Below are 15754 nucleotides of genomic sequence, written 5' to 3'. Positions count from 1 at the left end.
CTCGCGCAAATGACACTGGCCCTGGCGCTTGCCATGGGCGCGCCCGCGCTGGCCCAGGATGCCCCAGCGGCGGCGCAGGATCCCAACGGCGCGCCGGTGGACGCCGCGCCTCAGCCGCCGCAGACGCTGCAGGTGCTGGACGGCAAGCTCAAGGTCGTCATTCCCGCGGGCTTCACCGAGACCGAATTTCCGTCCGACCCGGCCACGCCCGAGGTCGCAGGCAAGATCTATCTGAACCGCGCCACCATGCAGGCCATCATCGTGATCGATGTGCCGGTCGACCTGGCGGTGGGCGACGACGACGCCTTCACGCTGGGCGCCATGGCCGCGGGCTTCCAGGCGCAGCAGCAGGAAGCGGTGCCCTCGTTCAAGAAGACGGGCGATGGCGCCTTCAAGGTCGGCGGCATCGGCGTGTTCCAGCTGGACGCGAGCAGCAGGCTGTCCGGCCGTCCGGCCGAACTGACGGCGCTGTTCGCCGCGTCGGGCAAGAAGGTCGTGACGTTTTCCGCCTATACCCTCGCGCAGGAAAAGGCCCGGCATCCCGAGCTGATCGAAGCGCTGAAGCGGGGCATGTCGGCGGGGTAGTGATGCCTTGCGCGCCGGCCTGCGTTGCGCGCGCGGCTGGGCCGAGCCCTGCCGCGGGACAGCCGGGTCAGTTGGGTTTCCAGAACACGTAGTCGGCCTGGTAGCTGATCTGCTCACGCTGGCCTTTATTGGTCGCCGAGCAAGGCGCGGACGGCGCGCCGCCACCCGAGCGGACGAGCCGCTGGATGTACGTGACGCCAGTCAAAAGCCCCACGCCTGCCGACGGATTGGCCAGCACGAGCTGGTCGTACAGGCGATCGGGCCCGGCAGAAGCGCGCACGGTTTCCATCCCCGTCAACGCCGATCCATCGGATGCCCGCCAGGTCTCGGGCGGACTCTGGTACGTGCCGGTCTGGCCGGACTGGCCCGCGCCCAGCGTGGCGGCCGCGCTGGCGATCACCCAGGCGTAACGTCCGCCGTCCGTGGGCATCATCCGGCATTCATACGTGACCGCGCCTTGCGCCGGGGCCTGCCAGACGATGCGGTTGTCGGCCGGCACCTGCATGATCTGCGGCACGTTGTCCTGCGTGGCCGCGCTGGCCGAGGCGGTCGCGAGGCTTGCCGCGAGCAGCAGGGCGGACAATGCCGGACGCTTGTGAGTCGGAATGCGGTTCATCCGTGCTCCTTCTGGCGGGCCGGGGGCGCCCGCGGTGGCAGTGGCGTGTTGCGCGTGCCCGTGGTCCGGCGCTGGGTCCGGGATCGGGCCATTCTGCCATGAATCCCCCGCGCCGCCTGCCTCAATTCACCACTAGCGTGTAGGTCGCGCGGCCGCGCAGCAGGGTCAGCACCAGCGGCTGCGAGCCGGCCCCGGCCAGCAGGTCGCGCAGGTCGGCCAGCTTGCTGACCGGGCGCTGGTTCACGCCGATGACGATGTCGCCGCGCTGCAGGCGCGCGGCCACCGGTCCGCGTTCGGGAAAGGTGGCGCTGACGGCGACGCCGTCGTTTCCCTGCAGGCGCTGCGCGCGTCCGACCTCGGACAGCTCCACGCCTGTCAGGCGCGCATCCAGCGCACCCGCATGCAGGCGTTCGCTCTGTTCCGGTTCGATGCGCAGCAGCACTTCCGTCTTCGCGCCGGCGCGCGACAGCCCCAGGCGAACCTGGCGGCCGACGGGCAGCAGGCCCTCGGCGTTGCGCAGTTGGGCGCTGGAGCCGATGGCCTTGCCATCGATCGACAGGATCTGGTCCCTGGCCTGGATGCCGGCCTTCTGCGCTGGCGAGCCGTCGGCCACGCGCGCCACGACGACGCCGGTCGATCCGGGCGCCAGGCCAAGCTGGCGTGCGTTGCGCGGCGTGATGTCCAGCGTGTCCAGCCCCAGTCCGCCCCGCTGCACCTGGCCGTGCTGCAGCAATTGCCGCATGACCTCGCCCGCCAGGTTGGACGGAATGGCAAAGCCGATGCCCACGTTGCCGCCGGACGGCGTGTAGATCATGGTGTTGATGCCGACCAGGTCGCCGTTCAGATTGACCAGCGCGCCGCCGGAATTGCCGGGATTGATGGACGCGTCGGTCTGGATGAAGTTCTGGTAGCCCGCGGCGCGCAGGCTGGAGCGGTCCAGCGCGGAGACGATGCCGGACGACGCAGACTGTCCCAAGCCGTAGGGGTCGCCGATCGCGACCACGAAATCGCCCACGCGCAGGTCGCTGGAGTCGGACAGGGTCAGCGCCTGCAGATTCTGCGCGGGGATGCGCAGCACCGCCAGGTCCGTATCCGGATCGCTGCCCACGACCGTCGCGTTGAAGCTGCGTCCGTCCTGCAGGGACACGCGGATCGACGCGGCCCCGCGCACCACGTGATGGTTGGTCAGGATATTGCCCTGGGCCGCATCGACGATGACACCCGAGCCCACGTTCTGTCGCATGCTGCCGGGCGTACGCGCAGCGCCCGCGGCTTGCGTGGCGGCCGACGCCGAGATGTTGACGACGGCGGGCGTCACGCGTTCGAGCATGGGCGCCAGCGAAGGCAGGGGCTGGCCGTCAACCGCCAGCGGCAGGGCGGCGCGGACGGCCATGGGACTGCAAGCCAGCAGGACGAGGCACGCGGCGGCGAGGGTGGCGCGCAGGCGGTGCGGGAGCCGGGGCCGCGGGGCGGGGCGGCGATTGACGCGGGGCGGTGAAGCCGGGTGGGGCATTTCGGTCCTTCTTGCAGCGAGGCGGCAGTATCGGCCGGCGCTGCTGCAGGGATGTGACGGCGCGCGAGGCGGTTGGCGTGCGGCGCGGGCGCGCGCCGGACGGTCACGGATTGTCGCCGAACTTTCGCGGGAAAGTCCGGCTTGCCCCGCAATGCCTCAGAAGCCGACTGCCTGGCCGTCGCGGCGCGAGTCGGAGGCGGCCACGTAGCCGCCTTGCGGCAGGCGGCAGATGAGCTGGGCCGAGCCGAACTCCAGGCTGTCCGACGGCGCCACCGCGACGTTGTGGCCGCGCGCGCGCAGCGTGTCGACCACGTCGGCCGGCAGGTGCGATTCCACGTTCACGACCGGACCGTTTTCCACGCGGAAGCGCGGCGCGTCGCTCATGGCCTGCGGGTTCTGGCCGAAGGCCGCCAGGCGCGTGACCATCTGCAGATGGCCCTGCGCCTGCATCGAGCCGCCCATCACGCCGAACGACATGACGGGCTGGCCGCCGCGTGTGACGAACGCCGGAATGATGGTGTGCATGGGCTTCTTGCGCGGCGCGACCTGGTTCGCGTGACCGGGCTTGAGCACGAAGTTCAATCCGCGGTTGTGCAGGCTGATGCCGGTGCCGGGCACGACCACGCCCGAACCGAAGCCGTGATAGTTGGACTGGATGAACGACACCATCGTGCCGCCGGCGTCGGCCGCGGTCAGGTAGACCGTGCCGCCTGTGGCGGGCGTGCCGGCGGCCGGCACGCTGGCGCGGTCCATGGAAATCAGGCGCGCGCGGTCGGCCAGGTAGGCACGGTCGAGCAGGGCGCGCGCGTCGGTGCGCATGTGGCGCGGGTCGGCGACGTGATGGTGCAGGTCAGCGAACGCCAGCTTCATGGCTTCGATGCTGACGTGGTAGTAGTCGGCGCTGTCGCGGCCCATGCCTTCCAGGTCGAATTGTTCAAGCATGCCCAGCGCCATCAGCGCCGAGATGCCCTGGCCGTTGGGCGGAATCTCGTGCAGTTCGTAGTCGCGGAACGACTGGGAAATGGGCTTGACCCACTCGGCCTGGTGTTCGGCCAGGTCCACGGCGGTCAGCGCGCCGCCCGTCTGGCGGGCAAAGTCGGCAATCTTGCGGGCCAGTTCGCCGCGGTAGAAGCTTTCGCCGCCGGTTTCGGCGATCTCGCGCAGGGTCTTGGCCTGCTCGGGAAAGCGCCACCATTCGCCGGCCTGCGGCGCGCGGCCCTGCGGCAGGAACGCGTCGGCAAAGCCGGGCTCGGCCGCGAGCTTGGGCGCCTGGTTGGCCCATTGGCGCGCGATGGTGGGCGACACGGCGAAGCCGTCTTCGGCGTAGGCAATGGCGGGCTCGAACAGCTTGGCGAAGGGCAGCTTGCCGAAGCGGTCGGACAGGGCCTTCCAGCCCGCCACCTGCCCCGGCACCGTGACCGTTCCCCAGCCGGTGCCCGGCATGGCGTCGCGGCCCTTGAAGTACTCGGGCGTCCAGGCGGCCGGCGCGCAGCCGCTGGAGTTCAGGCCGTACAACTGGCCCTCGTGCCAGATCAGGGCGAACATGTCGCCGCCGATCCCGTTCATGACGGGCTCGACGACGGTCAGGGCGATCGCGGTGGCAATGGCGCTGTCAACGGCATTGCCACCGGCCAGCAGCATGCGTAGTCCCGCCTGCGCAGCCAGCGGCTGGCTGGTCGCGACCGCGTTGGCGGCCAGGACCGGCATTTTTCGGGAAGCGTACGGAAAAGACCAATCGAAGGGGGAGGACATGGATGCTGGAACTCGTAAGGGGATTACTGCGGGGTGATGCCGGCCTGGTCGATCAACTGCTTGGTGCGCGGAATCTCGGCCTTGATGAAGGCGGCGAATTCCTCGCGGCTGCCGCCACGCGGCTCGGCGCCGGCTTCGGCGAGCTTACCGCGCAACGCGGGGTCGGCGAGCACTTTGTTGACGGCGCGGTTGAGCTTGTCCAGGATCGGCGCGGGCGTGCCTTGCGGGGCGACCAGGCCGTACCACGGCGCGATGTCGTAGCCCGAGAAGCCCTGTTCGGCGATGGTGGGAATCTCGGGGGCCAGCGCCGACCGCTTCGAGTTGGACATGCCCAACGCCAGCAGCGCGCCGCTCTTGGCCTGGGGCAGGCCGGTCATGATCGTGTCGAAATACATCGACACCTGGCCGCTCAGGAGGGCGGGGATGGCTTCGCCGGCGCCCTTGTAGGGCACGTGCAGGATGTCGATGCCGGCGACGGACTTGAGCATTTCACCCGCCATGTGCGAGGTCGTGCCCGTGCCGAACGAGGCGTAGGTCAGCTTGCCGGGGTTGGCGCGCGCGTAGGCCACCATCTCGGGCAGGGTCTTGAAGGGCTGCGACGGATTGGCCAGCAGGATGTTGGGCGTGTAGGCGACCATCGACACCAGTTCAAAGGCGTCCGGATCGTAGGCCAGGCGCTTTTGCAGGAAGCGGTTGGTGACCACGGCGGCCGGGCCGCCCATCAGCAGCGTGTAGCCGTCCGGCGCCGAGCGCGCGACCGAGGCGCTGCCGATGGCCGCTGCGGCGCCGGGGCGGGCTTCGATGACGAAGGGCTGGCCCAGTTCGGCCGACAGCGCCGCGCCGAGCTGGCGCGAGATCAGGTCCGTGGCCGAGCCGGCCTGGAACGGCACGACGATGCGCACGGGATGCTGCGGCCAGTCCGTGGCCTGGGCCCCGGCCTGAGCCGCAAAGGCCATCACGGCGGCGCCTGCCAGCGCCCGGATGAGACGAAATTTCATGGGTTCCCCTTGATCGCGTATTGGAAAGCGTATAAGCCGGGCGGGTCTCTTGCCCCTTCCGGCCGGTCGGGCGCGGCGGGCCGCGTCCTGGCTGGATTAGACGCAAGCCGCGTCCACCCGGCCATTAGTGTTTGCATCCATGGATCATTGGATCCAGTTTGTGTTATTTTCGCCCTTATCTATCATGGCGGCTTTCCAAGCCCGGGGACGTAAGTGCTGCAATTCCAGAAGACAGCCATCAGCGCCGAAGACGAGGCGTACCTGCACCTGCAGCGCGAAATCCGGCTGGGACGCTACGCGCCCGGCCAGCGCCTGGTGCCCGACGTCGTCGCCGCGGAAATCGGCACCAGCCGCATGCCGGTGCGTGGCGCGCTGCGCCGCCTGGCCTCGGAGGGTCTGGTCGAAATCCGCGCCAACCGCGGCGCCGTGGTGCGCGGCCTGAACCAGCAGGAAATGCTCGAGGTCTTCGAGATGCGTTCCGTGCTGGAAGGGCTGGCCGTGCGCAACGCGGTCTCCAACATGGGCGCCGAGCCCTTGCGCCGGCTGACCAACATGCTCGAGCAGCTGGACCAGGGCGCCGGCGAAGACCTGGACTGGACCACCGCCCACCGCGAGTTCCACGAATACCTGTGCAGCTTCTGCAAGCAGCCGCGCCTGTTGAACCAGATATCCGAACTGCATTCCGTGGTCGAGCCCTACATGCGCCTGTGGGCCGCCCAACCTGGCCGCGTGCTGCGCGTGCGCGAGTCGCACCAGGAGCTGATCGACGCGCTGCAGACCCGCGACGCGGCGCGCTGCGAGGCCGCGATGCGCCAACACGTGCTCAACACCGTGCCGGCCTTGCAGGCGTTCCTGGCGCAGGCGGGCTGACCCGGCCGCGCGGCGCGGGCCATCTGGCCGCTCACCGGACAGGATTTTCACGCCGCGGCCGCATTCGCATATAGCCGGGAGTAATATGTGTCGCGTCCGCCGACGCGATTGCGCCGGCACGAGCACGCCGATCCACGCCTGGCCCTTCCCACCCCTGTCGACAGCGGAGCGTCGCTCCGTGCCTCCCCCGCGGTGTCTGCAAGTCCCGGCGCGCAAGCGGCCAAAAAAAGACACGGAGGAGAAGAGATTGGATAAGCAAGCATCGGGCGGCTGGTATTTCGGCTGGAACATCGTGGGCGCCGCCACGGTGCTCACCCTGTTGACGGTCGGCCTGCGGATGGGGATCGGACCGTTCTTCCTGCCCATGGCCGACGGGTTGGGATTTTCGCGCAGCGTGCTGTCGAGCATCGTGGCCATCGGGATGCTGTGCTACGGGCTGGGCATGCCGCTGGCGGGCTATCTGGTCAGCATCCGCGGCACGCGCTTCGTGCTCCTCACCGGCACCGCCATCGTCGTGGCGTCGTCCATCTGGACCGTCTACGCGCGCGGCCCTCTCGAATTCCTGCTGTCCTTCGGCGTCGCGCTGTCCATCGGCCTGGCCTTCACCAGCCCGGTCGCGCTGACGCCCGTGATCAGCCGCTGGTTCACGCGCCAGCGCGGCATGGCGCTCTTCTTCCTGTCCACCGGCTCGATGGCCGGCATTGCGCTGATGACGCCCACGCTGACGTTTGCCATCGCGGCGGCGGGCTGGCAGGCGACCCTGCTGGGCTTTGCCGCGCTGTTCGCGCTGCTGACCGTGCCGGTGGCGCTCTTCGTGATGCGCGACGAGGCGCCCGAGCACACCGACCTGCTCCCCCACCAGATCGTTGAAAAATCCGCCGCAGCCAAGCCGGCCGCCAAGGCGCCAGCGCCGGGGCTGGGCGAAGCCCTGCGCAGCGTGCCCTTCTGGCAGGTCGCGCTGGGTTTGTTCGCCTGTGGCTTCAGCATGAACCTGCTAGGCACGCACGGCATGCCCATGCTGATGGACCACGGCTTTGACGCCACCACCAGCTCGCTGGGCATCGGTCTCATCGGCCTGGTCGCCATCTTCAGCACGCTGGTGCTGGGTCGCATGTCCGATCAGGTCGAACGCCGCAACATTCTTGCCGCCATCTACCTGGTGCGGGGACTGGGCTTTTTCGCGCTCGTCATGGTGGGCGCGCATTGGGAACTGTATCTGGCCGCCACCATCGGCGGCATCGTCTGGGCGGGCAGCATCGCCTTGTCGTCGGCCATCCTGGCCGACGTGTACGGCATCCGGCTGGTCGGCGTGCTGTATGGGCTGACCTATCTGGGCCACCAGGTGGGCGGCATGATCAGCTCGTGGCTCGGGGGTTGGGCCTTTGAAACCTTCGGCACGCACTGGGTGGCGTTCGGCTCGGCGGGCGCGCTGCTGTTGCTGGCCGCGGCGATATCCATGCGGCTGCCGCCCCGGGGAATCGTACGGCCGCCGCGCGTGGTGCCTGCCGGCGGGCGCTGAACCGCCGCCCGCCGCCCGGCCGGACCTATCGGTCTTTCAGCAACGACACCAGTTCCGGCACGTAGCGGTCGCCGCCGCCTTGCGTGACGGCCTGGTCGAACGTGTGCTGCACGGCCGCGCCGATCTCGCGCACGGCCCCGGCTTCCGCGGCCATGGTGTTGTAGTAGGACAGGTCCTTCTGCGCGTTCGACATAAAAAAGCGCAGCGACGACGGATCCTGTTCAAGCAGATAAGGCTTGATGCGTTCAAGCGCCACGCCGCCGCCGCCGCCCTTGGACAGCACCTCGGCGAACACCGCGGGGTCGATGTCCGAGCGCAGCGCGCAGGCCGCGGCCTCGGACAGCAGCGCCACCACGCCCAGCGACACATAGTTGTGCAGCAGCTTCATGCGATGGCCCGCGCCGACGGGGCCGGCATGCGTGATGTTCTCCGCAAAGCACGCCAGGATCGGCTTGCATTCCTCGAACAGCGCCGCGTCGCCGCCCACCAAGAGGTTCAGCCGGCCTTCGGCGGCTTCCTTCGGCGTACGCGTCATGGGCGCGTCCAGGAAGCGCCCGCCGCGCTCGGTGACGGCCTGCGCGACCTTCACGGTCGACGACGGGATCGCGGTCGAGCAGTCGATGATGACGGTGCCGGGACGCAGCCCTTCCAGCACGCCGCCCGGCGACAGCAGCACGGCTTCGACCTGCGGGCTGCCCGTGACGCACAGGATGATCACGTCCGACTGCGCGGCCAGCTCGGCGCCAGTGGCCACGCTGACCGCGCCGGCGGCCTTGAGCGCGTCCAGGGGCTGGTTGCCCGGGTGTTCCAACACGGTCAGCGCGTGACCATGCTTTACCAGGTTGCTTGCAATGCCGTGGCCCATGAGGCCGATACCAACCATGCCGACTTTCGCCATCTTCTACTGCTCCTGCCATGTGGGGTGATTGTTGTGGCGTAAATCTTACCCTCAGAACCCGCGGGCCGGGCCGGCACCGACGCGGCAACGCCCGGCAGGCGTCCGCGCGCCGACCACCGCGCTATGCCGGCGCCGGCGTGTCTGGAATACTTCCGGGAATCGTCCCACCTGGGGACTCTTGCAGCGGCAGCCATGACAGACTCCATTCCCGACGGTTTTTCGCCCTGGTATCCCAGCAGCCAATTCATGCGCCATCTGAACGAGCTCGGCGCGTTCTATCGGCGCAAGGCCGACAACGTGCTGGCGCTGCGCGTCAATGCGGCCCACGGCAACATGCACGGCATGGCGCATGGCGGATTCCTGGCCACCTTCGCCGACAGCGCGCTGGGTCTGGTCATTTCGGAAGAGGCCCACGTCTCCGTCGTCACGGCACAGATGTCCGTCGAATTCCTCAACGCGGTCAATCCCGGCGACTGGCTCGAGGCGCACGTGCATATCGACAAGCAGGGCAAGCGGCTCATCTACGCGACCTGCCTCTTGCAGGTGGACGGTCGCCCCATGCTCAAGGCCAGCGCCGTGTTCGCGGTGCGCCACGCCGCCGTGCCCGCCTCGGACGGCTAGGTGTGCGCGGCGCCGCCCCGGCCGTCGGCGTGGGGCGGGGCGCGCGCGGCAGGCTACAGATACGGCGTCGCCAGCCAGATCACCTTGTTGCGCAGGCGCTTCGCAAATGGCGCACTCAGCAGGTCTTCCAGCGCCACGCGCTGCGCATTGGCGACCAGCGCATCGAAGCGCGCGCCGATCCAGCGCGCAACCGCGGGATCGTAGATCTCGGTGTCCAACTCGAAATTCAACCGCAGGCTGCGCGGGTCCAGGTTCGACGAGCCGGCGTAGGTCCAGGCATCGTCCACCGTCATCAGCTTGGAATGGTCGAACGCGCCTTGCGACCGCCAGACGCGGCAGCCGGTGCGCACTACCTGGTCAAGCTGCGCCGTCATCGCGTAGTCCACCAGCCGCAGGTTGTTCTTGCCCGGGATTACGATGTCCACCTGGATCCCGCGCCGCGCCGCCGTGGCCAGCGCGCCGATCAGCGTCTGGTCGGGCAGGAAATAGGGCGACTGGATCCGGACGTGATGCCGCGCCACCGCCAGCGCGCCCAGCAGCATGTTGTGCGTGCTGCCCAGCGCGCGGTCGGGCCCCGACGGCACGCAGCGGATCGGCACCCGGCCCGAAGGCGGCAGGGCGTCGGGATCGAACCACAACGCGGCGGGCAGCGACTCGTGCGTGGTGAAGTTCCAGTCGTGCGCAAACACCGACATGAGCTGCGTCACGATGGGCCCTTCCAGGCGGAAATGCGTATCGTGGTTGGTGGCCTCGCCCGCCAGCGCGGTGACGAACGCCGCGCGCACGTTCATCCCTCCCGTGAACCCCACACGCCCGTCCACCACCAGCACCTTGCGGTGGCTGCGCAGATTGGCATAGGGCATGCGCAGCACGCCCAGCGGATTCGTCATGAACCGCGCCACCGGCACGCCGGCGCGCGCCAGCATGCGCACGATGGGCGGACGCGAATACTTGGAACCGACCGCGTCGATCAGCACCCGCACCTGCACGCCGCGCGCCTGCGCTTCGATCAGCGCCTCGGCCATCTCGCGGCCGATCGGATCGTTGTCGAAGATATAGCTCTGCATCGCCACCGTGCGGCGCGCCGCGCGGATGGCCTGCAGCATCGCCGGATACGTCTCGTCGCCGCCAGCCAGCGGCCGCACCTCGTTGCCGCCCAGAAGCTGAAAGCGGCTGACCCGGTCGCCCAGCACTTTCAGCGAGGCAAACTGCTCGCCCGAAATCGGCACCACGTCCACCGCCGCCGTCGCCACCTGTTCCGCATCCTCCAGCATGGCGTCGTCCCGCTGCTGCGACACCCGCGTCTTGCGAATGCGGTTGATCCCGGCCACGAAATAGAAGAGCGCCCCAAGGATCGGCGAGAACATCGCCACCCCCACCCATCCGATGGCCGCCCGCACATCCTGCTTGGTCATCGCGGCATGCACCGCCGCGCCTGTGCCCGCCACGATGCTGATGGCAAAGGCAATATGGGGCCAATATTCAGTCAAAAATGCGTGTATGCGATCCATGGCGATGGCTTGAGACGCGGCCTCCGGAGATTAACCATGCGCAAGAATAGCAAGGCTGCTGCGACTGGCAACACGTCCTTCGCAGCAGGATTTCACACCTTCCAAAAAAACGTGCTAGAATTCGGCCTCTTCGTTGTTGAGCGTTCTTCGAAACAGGTTTTGAAGACAGCGCGGCAAGCGAAAACACCGCAAGGGTATTGGGTAACACCGACGCAATACCCCAAGCAGTACCCAGTGGTGGCTGTAGCTCAGTTGGTAGAGTCCCGGATTGTGATTCCGGTTGTCGTGGGTTCGAGTCCCATCAGCCACCCCAAAGAATTCTCGTGAAATCAGGCACTTACGCGAAAGCGAAGTGCCTTTTTTCTTTTCACAATGCGAATTTTTAAACGGAAATTGCCGTTTTTAAATTTACTCGGTGGCTGTGGCGCTTTTTACGCGCCGTCGATCGTAGTGCTTATGTGTGGTCGACGGGTTTGCGTGGCCTGCAAAGTCATAGGCGTCATGTGCTTGTTGCTCCAGCTTTCTCGTCACTGCAGTCGGTCGAATATCCTGGAGTGAGAAGTACAGTTCGTGTTCCGTGACCAGGTCGAACTCCTTTACGCTCGGGTCAACGGTCCTGATCCAGGCGTTCATCGCATCCTGCCAAGACGATCCCCACCCAGAGCGGGAATAGCACGCCCCGCGACGGGTTGCGGCGAACAAATACTTGCTCGGAATTTTGTCTTCGCGCTGCAGAGCGCGCTGAACTACGCAATGCAAGCGCTGAGACCAGTACCGACGTTTGAGTGTCGCCGTTTCTCCTTTTTTGCGCTTGGCCGAAATCACGATCACCCCGTCGCGCTGCAATCCCTCCTTCAAAAAAGGACGGACTTCAGCGGCTCGAAAGCCTGTGAGATAGGTAAACATCGCTGCGCACCCAAGAGTGCGGAAATTCTGGCGTTGTTTGAGTGACCACAGATAGAAGCGCAGCACCTGGCGGCGTGTGACGACCCTCACCAATGTGTCGGTCTTATTCAGCATCATCCCAGTAAACGGGTTTTCGTCCATCAAATCCCACCGGACGCCGAAATGGCAGATGGTCGCCATTTGAGAGATCTCTTTGTTCGCACGGGCTGGCGCGCCGGCCTCGGCGCGCGCTTGCAGAAACTGATAGCCATGCTGTTTGCGCAGCATTCTGGGGGCCATACGTCCGAAGAAGGCGATAAGGTTCTCATACGCGGCGCGTCTCGATGCCCTGCCGTGCGGTGTCTGATCGGCATAGTGCGTCGGATCGATTTCATCGCTGAACTTCTCGATCATTTCCGCTACCGAGCCGGCCACTACGGCTCCGTCTCTAATCTCCAAAGCGCGGCGCATTGCGGTGCGCTTTGCCTGTTCAATTGCGGCTCTGTCGCCGAGGGGCGCCTTGGCTAACGTTTCACCGCGTCCATCGGGGTAGATGTAGTAGAAGGAGACTATACCGACGCCGACCCTTTTATAGAGACGCGGAACGCCCGCGGACTCGAGGCGGCTGTTTGAACGCGTGGATGTCCGGCCCGCTTTCGAGGCCGGCCTTGGGCTTTTGGTCATTGGTCAAACCTAATTTCTTGTTGCGGTACTCACGAAGAACCCGCGGCAGGCCATTGCTGGCGAGCACGTAACTCCATCGGTTGTCGTCAAGCCAATTTGCCATGGCGGCGCGTTGATTGGCTTTGCACCCTACGAGATCAGCCAGTTCGAGGGCGCTCAGATAGTCGCTTGCCATAGGCTCCTCCTAAGTTGAATGTCGGAATTCGGGTTGAGGCAAGTCGGGCACTGGATCGCCAATGGCCGCATTCCACGACCACCAGATTCCAGTGCCGTATGCTTCGTCATAGTGGGCAGCCTTCTCGCGCTTGCGTGCCTGGTATTCGGTGCTGTTCATACCCCACACCTCAAGAGGGATCGGGATAGGCACGTCTCGCAGCCAGAAATCAGGGAACACTGCGTCCTCCCCCGCATCGAAGCGCAGCGGCTTCTCGAAGCGGCGCTTTTCGGCGACCAGCTTCTCGGCGATGAGCGCTTCAAATCCGGAATCGACGGGGATCCAGTCCCGTGTGATCTGCATCAGCGAGATGTCCACGACTCGTGCACGTACGTTGCCCGCGGAAGACTTAGGCGGATCAGTTTGCGCGACCGCGATGATCGGATTCCCCGCTCGCCAGGCGTCGAGTTCGCGAACGAAGCGGCGCTCGATCGACGCCCAGATGCCATCATCCAAACCTAGATGCGGTATGCCGTGAAAGCCAGCGATGGGAAGTACGCTGCTGCCGTCCATCCCTTCTTGGTGCTGGGCGAGGGGTGCAATAACGACGAGCCGCCTGCGCTGGGTAATGGCATCCAGGCTCTTTGCCTTGTTCTGGCCAGCCTGTTGCCCGGAACCCGACGGGGTGGCAACAACCAGGTTTTGCGATAAGCGAACGCGGCCTGCATATGTCGCCATCGCAACGCGCATGAGATGGTGATGCACGACTCCCAAGTTGCGCTTGCCTTCCATGCCCGGAGCCCACGCATTTATTCCGGCCTGTGTCCAGAGAAAATGCAGGAGCCCGAGCAACGTCATGCTTGCCTGGCCGGAGCGAGGCCGAGGTGTGGCCACCTTCGCCTCAGCCGCTCCGCTGTTGTCGGTGTCCTCGGGGGCTACGGCCGCGCGCTGCTGCAGCCCAACTTTTAGCTTGATCTTTACTGCGCCATCATCAAGCTCCTGCACCACGCCACGGCGGTAGGAGCCGAGGCCAGACATGCTGGGGTCGACCCCGTAGTAAACGCAGTCTTCGCTGTGCTCGGCGCCAGTTTCAGGAAACCGGGCAAGGTGGAATCTGTCGGAGTTCGCGCGGCTGTGGATTGACAATCGCTTCTCGCCATCGCCAGGGCAGGTGCATCGCACATACGCCTTTCCGTGAGCCATCAGCAGTACTCGCTTCCATCCATCCTTGTACTCCTCCTGCGTTTGGAACTCAGGCGAGTAGGGGCGTGTATTCGGGCCGAGACTTATTTCTACCGGGTACAGCTTGCGTTCCATGGCTTAACTCCCGACGGCGTCGCAGAACGATTTGCTCACGACTTGCTGCTTTGCACAGTCGGCTTTCGCATCGGAGTAGACGAGGTAGCCCGCATAGACCGCCACGAATATCAAGGCGGCAAGCGTCCAGACGATAAATTGCTTCATCATGAAATTCCATGTGCGGGATGGCGGGTACGACGGGGATCGGGGGACGCCATGGCGTCGCCAAGCGCGGTACGGGGATGGCCGACGGAAGTGTCGGTTCGTGCGCGCTTCTGGGTCTGAACGGAAAGTGTTTAGCGGCTAAACAGATTGAGCCAGGCTCGCCTCAACTTTTGGTGTGGTCCCATCCGGATCGGAGCGCTCGGCCAGATAGTGTTTAGCTGCTAAACACGACTTGGAATGCTGAACGCCGATTCGGATGCCGCCAGCGAGATACCACGACGCTGGCGGATTCCTGCCGACTTTCACGGCGCTGGCCAGTTGGTCTCCCGGCCAAGTGTTCTCCCCGCCGTTACTCGCCACGGGGGGCACGCAAATACTGCTTAGGCGCTCGCGGACTACCCGTCTCAGGTTGTGTCAGGGATGGGCTTTCACCCCGTTCCTAGGTCGATGCGAGATCTAAAGGGGTCATTCAAGCTCTGCGCCTGAACAGATTTTTTCAACCAAATGCGTTCTGCACTTGGCCGGGCTTCACGGGCCTCAACCCGACCCCCTAGACTTTTGCCGCTTGTTTTCGTCCCTGGGGCCTTCGAATGATCGCGGCTGGCTCCCCTTCGTGCGCCGACGTCAAAGGTGGCGCGGGACGGTACTTCTGTTGCGTATTGTTAAAGAGCGTATGGATTTAACTGTACTCTTTAGTACATACACGGTCAATACCTTTTAGTACATATGCGGTTTGTGCCGAAACTGCGACATTACGCAATGCAAGATACAATAGGTCACACAAATCTAGGCGTTGAGCGGAGTTTGCTCTTTGCTGTCCTTGACGGACCAGACCAGTCGTAAATTAGCGCGGGTGGTGGCTCCACTCGTCCGAGCGGCATCGCACGAATCGACTCGCGGTTGCGATTTAGGCAGTTCTTTTTTTCTGAATCGCGCCCGCGATGAACTCGGATACGCGGATATCCAGCTCTGCCCGCTTCTCGGGGCTCAGAAGTAGGTAGTCATCGTACTTCGAGTGGCGAAAAGGCCACTGCGGCGAGGCTACCTTCACGGGAGTAGAGGGGCCGGTAGGGCTCAGTTCAGCCGTCAGGTCAACGCCTTCCAGATATCGCAGCGGCATGCCCGCCTGAGCCTCTAGGTTCCTCGCTCTACGAGAACCGAAACTCTTCGTGCGCAGGAGTTGGGAAATCTCACTCTCGTTGAGCCCATGTTCCAGACAGAACGCGCGCGTGTTCGGGTAGTGCGCGGAAATCCACGCACGTAAGCGGTCTCTGCGGACCTGCATTTCCTGCGCAGCGGCGTCCATGGCGCGGATTCTGCATTAGCAAGGCTCGCTTTACCAAAAAGTACAACACGGCTGTACCGTTTGAATGTACTATTTAGTACATATGAGCGCCTCCAAACATTACCCCCGCATCGAGCCCTTGATCGATTGGCTCCGAAAAACTCCGCTGGACGAAGCCCGGGCGAGATGCACAGCCCACCGCACGAGCTGGGAATACCTCCGACAGATTGCCTACGGTTACAAGCTGGTAGGCCCTCGGAAGGGGGTCGCGATCGAGCGGATAACGGGAGTATCGCGACAGATGCTCCGTCCGCACGATTACTGGCTCGCTTGGCCAGACTTGCCCGAGCCATCGCAGCCTCAATCCAAAACGTCACAGTGATTCGCAGCGTTTCGCCG

Annotated in this window: 15 protein-coding genes and 1 tRNA gene; 5 read left to right on the top strand and 11 right to left on the bottom strand. The window is 65.4% G+C overall.

What is annotated here, in order from left to right; translation table 11 throughout:
• The first annotated feature begins 9 nt into the window (after positions 1 to 9).
• Positions 10 to 585 (top strand): DcrB/PsbP domain-containing protein, encoded by a 576-nt coding sequence (locus BMW75_RS27830; RefSeq protein ID WP_092582753.1) that lies wholly within the window; start codon positions 10 to 12, stop codon positions 583 to 585.
• 67 nt (positions 586 to 652) lie between these two features.
• Here the strand turns inward: BMW75_RS27830 and BMW75_RS27825 are convergent, their stop codons facing one another.
• From BMW75_RS27825 to BMW75_RS27810, 4 genes are all read right to left on the bottom strand, one after another.
• On the bottom strand, positions 653 to 1201 hold the full coding sequence (locus tag BMW75_RS27825; RefSeq protein ID WP_092582752.1) for a DUF3455 domain-containing protein: 549 nt from the start codon (positions 1199 to 1201) through the stop codon (positions 653 to 655).
• Positions 1202 to 1322: 121 nt separating this feature from the next.
• Positions 1323 to 2594: a trypsin-like peptidase domain-containing protein gene (locus BMW75_RS27820; RefSeq protein WP_092582751.1), complete on the bottom strand. Its 1272-nt coding sequence runs from the start codon at positions 2592 to 2594 to the stop codon at positions 1323 to 1325.
• A 276-nt stretch (positions 2595 to 2870) separates the two neighbouring features.
• Positions 2871 to 4466 carry a gamma-glutamyltransferase gene (ggt, locus tag BMW75_RS27815; RefSeq protein WP_092582750.1) on the bottom strand — a complete coding sequence of 532 codons (1596 nt, stop codon included), beginning with the start codon at positions 4464 to 4466 and terminating at the stop codon, positions 2871 to 2873.
• 23 nt (positions 4467 to 4489) lie between these two features.
• Positions 4490 to 5464, bottom strand: a complete 975-nt coding sequence (locus BMW75_RS27810; RefSeq protein WP_092582749.1) for a Bug family tripartite tricarboxylate transporter substrate binding protein — start codon at positions 5462 to 5464, stop codon at positions 4490 to 4492.
• Positions 5465 to 5677: 213 nt separating this feature from the next.
• Here BMW75_RS27810 and BMW75_RS27805 point away from each other — a divergent pair, with 213 nt between their 5' ends.
• Together BMW75_RS27805 and BMW75_RS27800 are read left to right on the top strand one after the other, a co-directional pair.
• Positions 5678 to 6334 (top strand): GntR family transcriptional regulator, encoded by a 657-nt coding sequence (locus BMW75_RS27805; protein ID WP_076515205.1) that lies wholly within the window; start codon positions 5678 to 5680, stop codon positions 6332 to 6334.
• A 247-nt stretch (positions 6335 to 6581) separates the two neighbouring features.
• Complete coding sequence (locus BMW75_RS27800) at positions 6582 to 7853, top strand: MFS transporter (protein WP_092582748.1); 1272 nt, start codon at positions 6582 to 6584, stop codon at positions 7851 to 7853.
• 25 nt (positions 7854 to 7878) lie between these two features.
• On the opposite strand, the gene BMW75_RS27795 is transcribed toward BMW75_RS27800, so the two are convergent.
• Positions 7879 to 8751: an NAD(P)-dependent oxidoreductase gene (locus tag BMW75_RS27795; RefSeq protein ID WP_076515202.1), complete on the bottom strand. Its 873-nt coding sequence runs from the start codon at positions 8749 to 8751 to the stop codon at positions 7879 to 7881.
• A gap of 192 nt (positions 8752 to 8943) precedes the next feature.
• Between BMW75_RS27795 and BMW75_RS27790 the strand changes: the two genes are divergently transcribed.
• Positions 8944 to 9372 carry a PaaI family thioesterase gene (locus tag BMW75_RS27790; protein ID WP_092582747.1) on the top strand — a complete coding sequence of 143 codons (429 nt, stop codon included), beginning with the start codon at positions 8944 to 8946 and terminating at the stop codon, positions 9370 to 9372.
• Positions 9373 to 9425: 53 nt separating this feature from the next.
• Here the strand turns inward: BMW75_RS27790 and BMW75_RS27785 are convergent, their stop codons facing one another.
• A complete protein-coding gene (locus BMW75_RS27785) occupies positions 9426 to 10883 on the bottom strand; it encodes a phospholipase D-like domain-containing protein (protein ID WP_092582746.1) in 1458 nt (485 codons plus the stop codon).
• Positions 10884 to 11120: 237 nt separating this feature from the next.
• Between BMW75_RS27785 and BMW75_RS27780 the strand changes: the two genes are divergently transcribed.
• Positions 11121 to 11196: transfer RNA gene (locus BMW75_RS27780), tRNA-His, on the top strand.
• A 95-nt stretch (positions 11197 to 11291) separates the two neighbouring features.
• Here the strand turns inward: BMW75_RS27780 and BMW75_RS27775 are convergent.
• The 5 genes from BMW75_RS27775 to BMW75_RS27760 form a co-directional block, all read right to left on the bottom strand.
• Complete coding sequence (locus BMW75_RS27775) at positions 11292 to 12182, bottom strand: site-specific integrase (RefSeq protein ID WP_139208610.1); 891 nt, start codon at positions 12180 to 12182, stop codon at positions 11292 to 11294.
• A 175-nt stretch (positions 12183 to 12357) separates the two neighbouring features.
• On the bottom strand, positions 12358 to 12627 hold the full coding sequence (locus BMW75_RS27770; RefSeq protein ID WP_081259846.1) for a DUF4224 domain-containing protein: 270 nt from the start codon (positions 12625 to 12627) through the stop codon (positions 12358 to 12360).
• Positions 12628 to 12636: 9 nt separating this feature from the next.
• Complete coding sequence (locus BMW75_RS27765) at positions 12637 to 13923, bottom strand: DUF1173 family protein (protein ID WP_092582744.1); 1287 nt, start codon at positions 13921 to 13923, stop codon at positions 12637 to 12639.
• A gap of 3 nt (positions 13924 to 13926) precedes the next feature.
• Complete coding sequence (locus tag BMW75_RS29615) at positions 13927 to 14073, bottom strand: hypothetical protein (RefSeq protein WP_175493292.1); 147 nt, start codon at positions 14071 to 14073, stop codon at positions 13927 to 13929.
• Between the two features lie 904 nt (positions 14074 to 14977).
• On the bottom strand, positions 14978 to 15376 hold the full coding sequence (locus tag BMW75_RS27760) for a hypothetical protein (RefSeq protein WP_092582743.1): 399 nt from the start codon (positions 15374 to 15376) through the stop codon (positions 14978 to 14980).
• Positions 15377 to 15754: the final 378 nt, after the last annotated feature.

The organism is Achromobacter sp. NFACC18-2 (assembly GCF_900108985.1).
Taxonomy (GTDB): domain Bacteria; phylum Pseudomonadota; class Gammaproteobacteria; order Burkholderiales; family Burkholderiaceae_B; genus Achromobacter.
Note: the sequence above shows the minus strand (reverse complement) of the source record. Positions and strands in the feature narration are given on the sequence as shown.

Coding starts and splice junctions, on each gene's coding strand:
- BMW75_RS27830 (WP_092582753.1), top strand. CDS start 10: ATGACACTGGCCCTGGCGCTTGCCATGGGCGCGCCCGCGCTGGCCCAG.
- BMW75_RS27825 (WP_092582752.1), bottom strand. CDS start 1,201: ATGAACCGCATTCCGACTCACAAGCGTCCGGCATTGTCCGCCCTGCTG.
- BMW75_RS27820 (WP_092582751.1), bottom strand. CDS start 2,594: ATGGCCGTCCGCGCCGCCCTGCCGCTGGCGGTTGACGGCCAGCCCCTG.
- ggt (WP_092582750.1), bottom strand. CDS start 4,466: ATGTCCTCCCCCTTCGATTGGTCTTTTCCGTACGCTTCCCGAAAAATG.
- BMW75_RS27810 (WP_092582749.1), bottom strand. CDS start 5,464: ATGAAATTTCGTCTCATCCGGGCGCTGGCAGGCGCCGCCGTGATGGCC.
- BMW75_RS27795 (WP_076515202.1), bottom strand. CDS start 8,751: ATGGCGAAAGTCGGCATGGTTGGTATCGGCCTCATGGGCCACGGCATT.
- BMW75_RS27790 (WP_092582747.1), top strand. CDS start 8,944: ATGACAGACTCCATTCCCGACGGTTTTTCGCCCTGGTATCCCAGCAGC.
- BMW75_RS27785 (WP_092582746.1), bottom strand. CDS start 10,883: ATGGATCGCATACACGCATTTTTGACTGAATATTGGCCCCATATTGCC.
- BMW75_RS27775 (WP_139208610.1), bottom strand. CDS start 12,182: ATGATCGAGAAGTTCAGCGATGAAATCGATCCGACGCACTATGCCGAT.
- BMW75_RS27770 (WP_081259846.1), bottom strand. CDS start 12,627: ATGGCAAGCGACTATCTGAGCGCCCTCGAACTGGCTGATCTCGTAGGG.
- BMW75_RS27765 (WP_092582744.1), bottom strand. CDS start 13,923: ATGGAACGCAAGCTGTACCCGGTAGAAATAAGTCTCGGCCCGAATACA.
- BMW75_RS29615 (WP_175493292.1), bottom strand. CDS start 14,073: ATGATGAAGCAATTTATCGTCTGGACGCTTGCCGCCTTGATATTCGTG.
- BMW75_RS27760 (WP_092582743.1), bottom strand. CDS start 15,376: ATGGACGCCGCTGCGCAGGAAATGCAGGTCCGCAGAGACCGCTTACGT.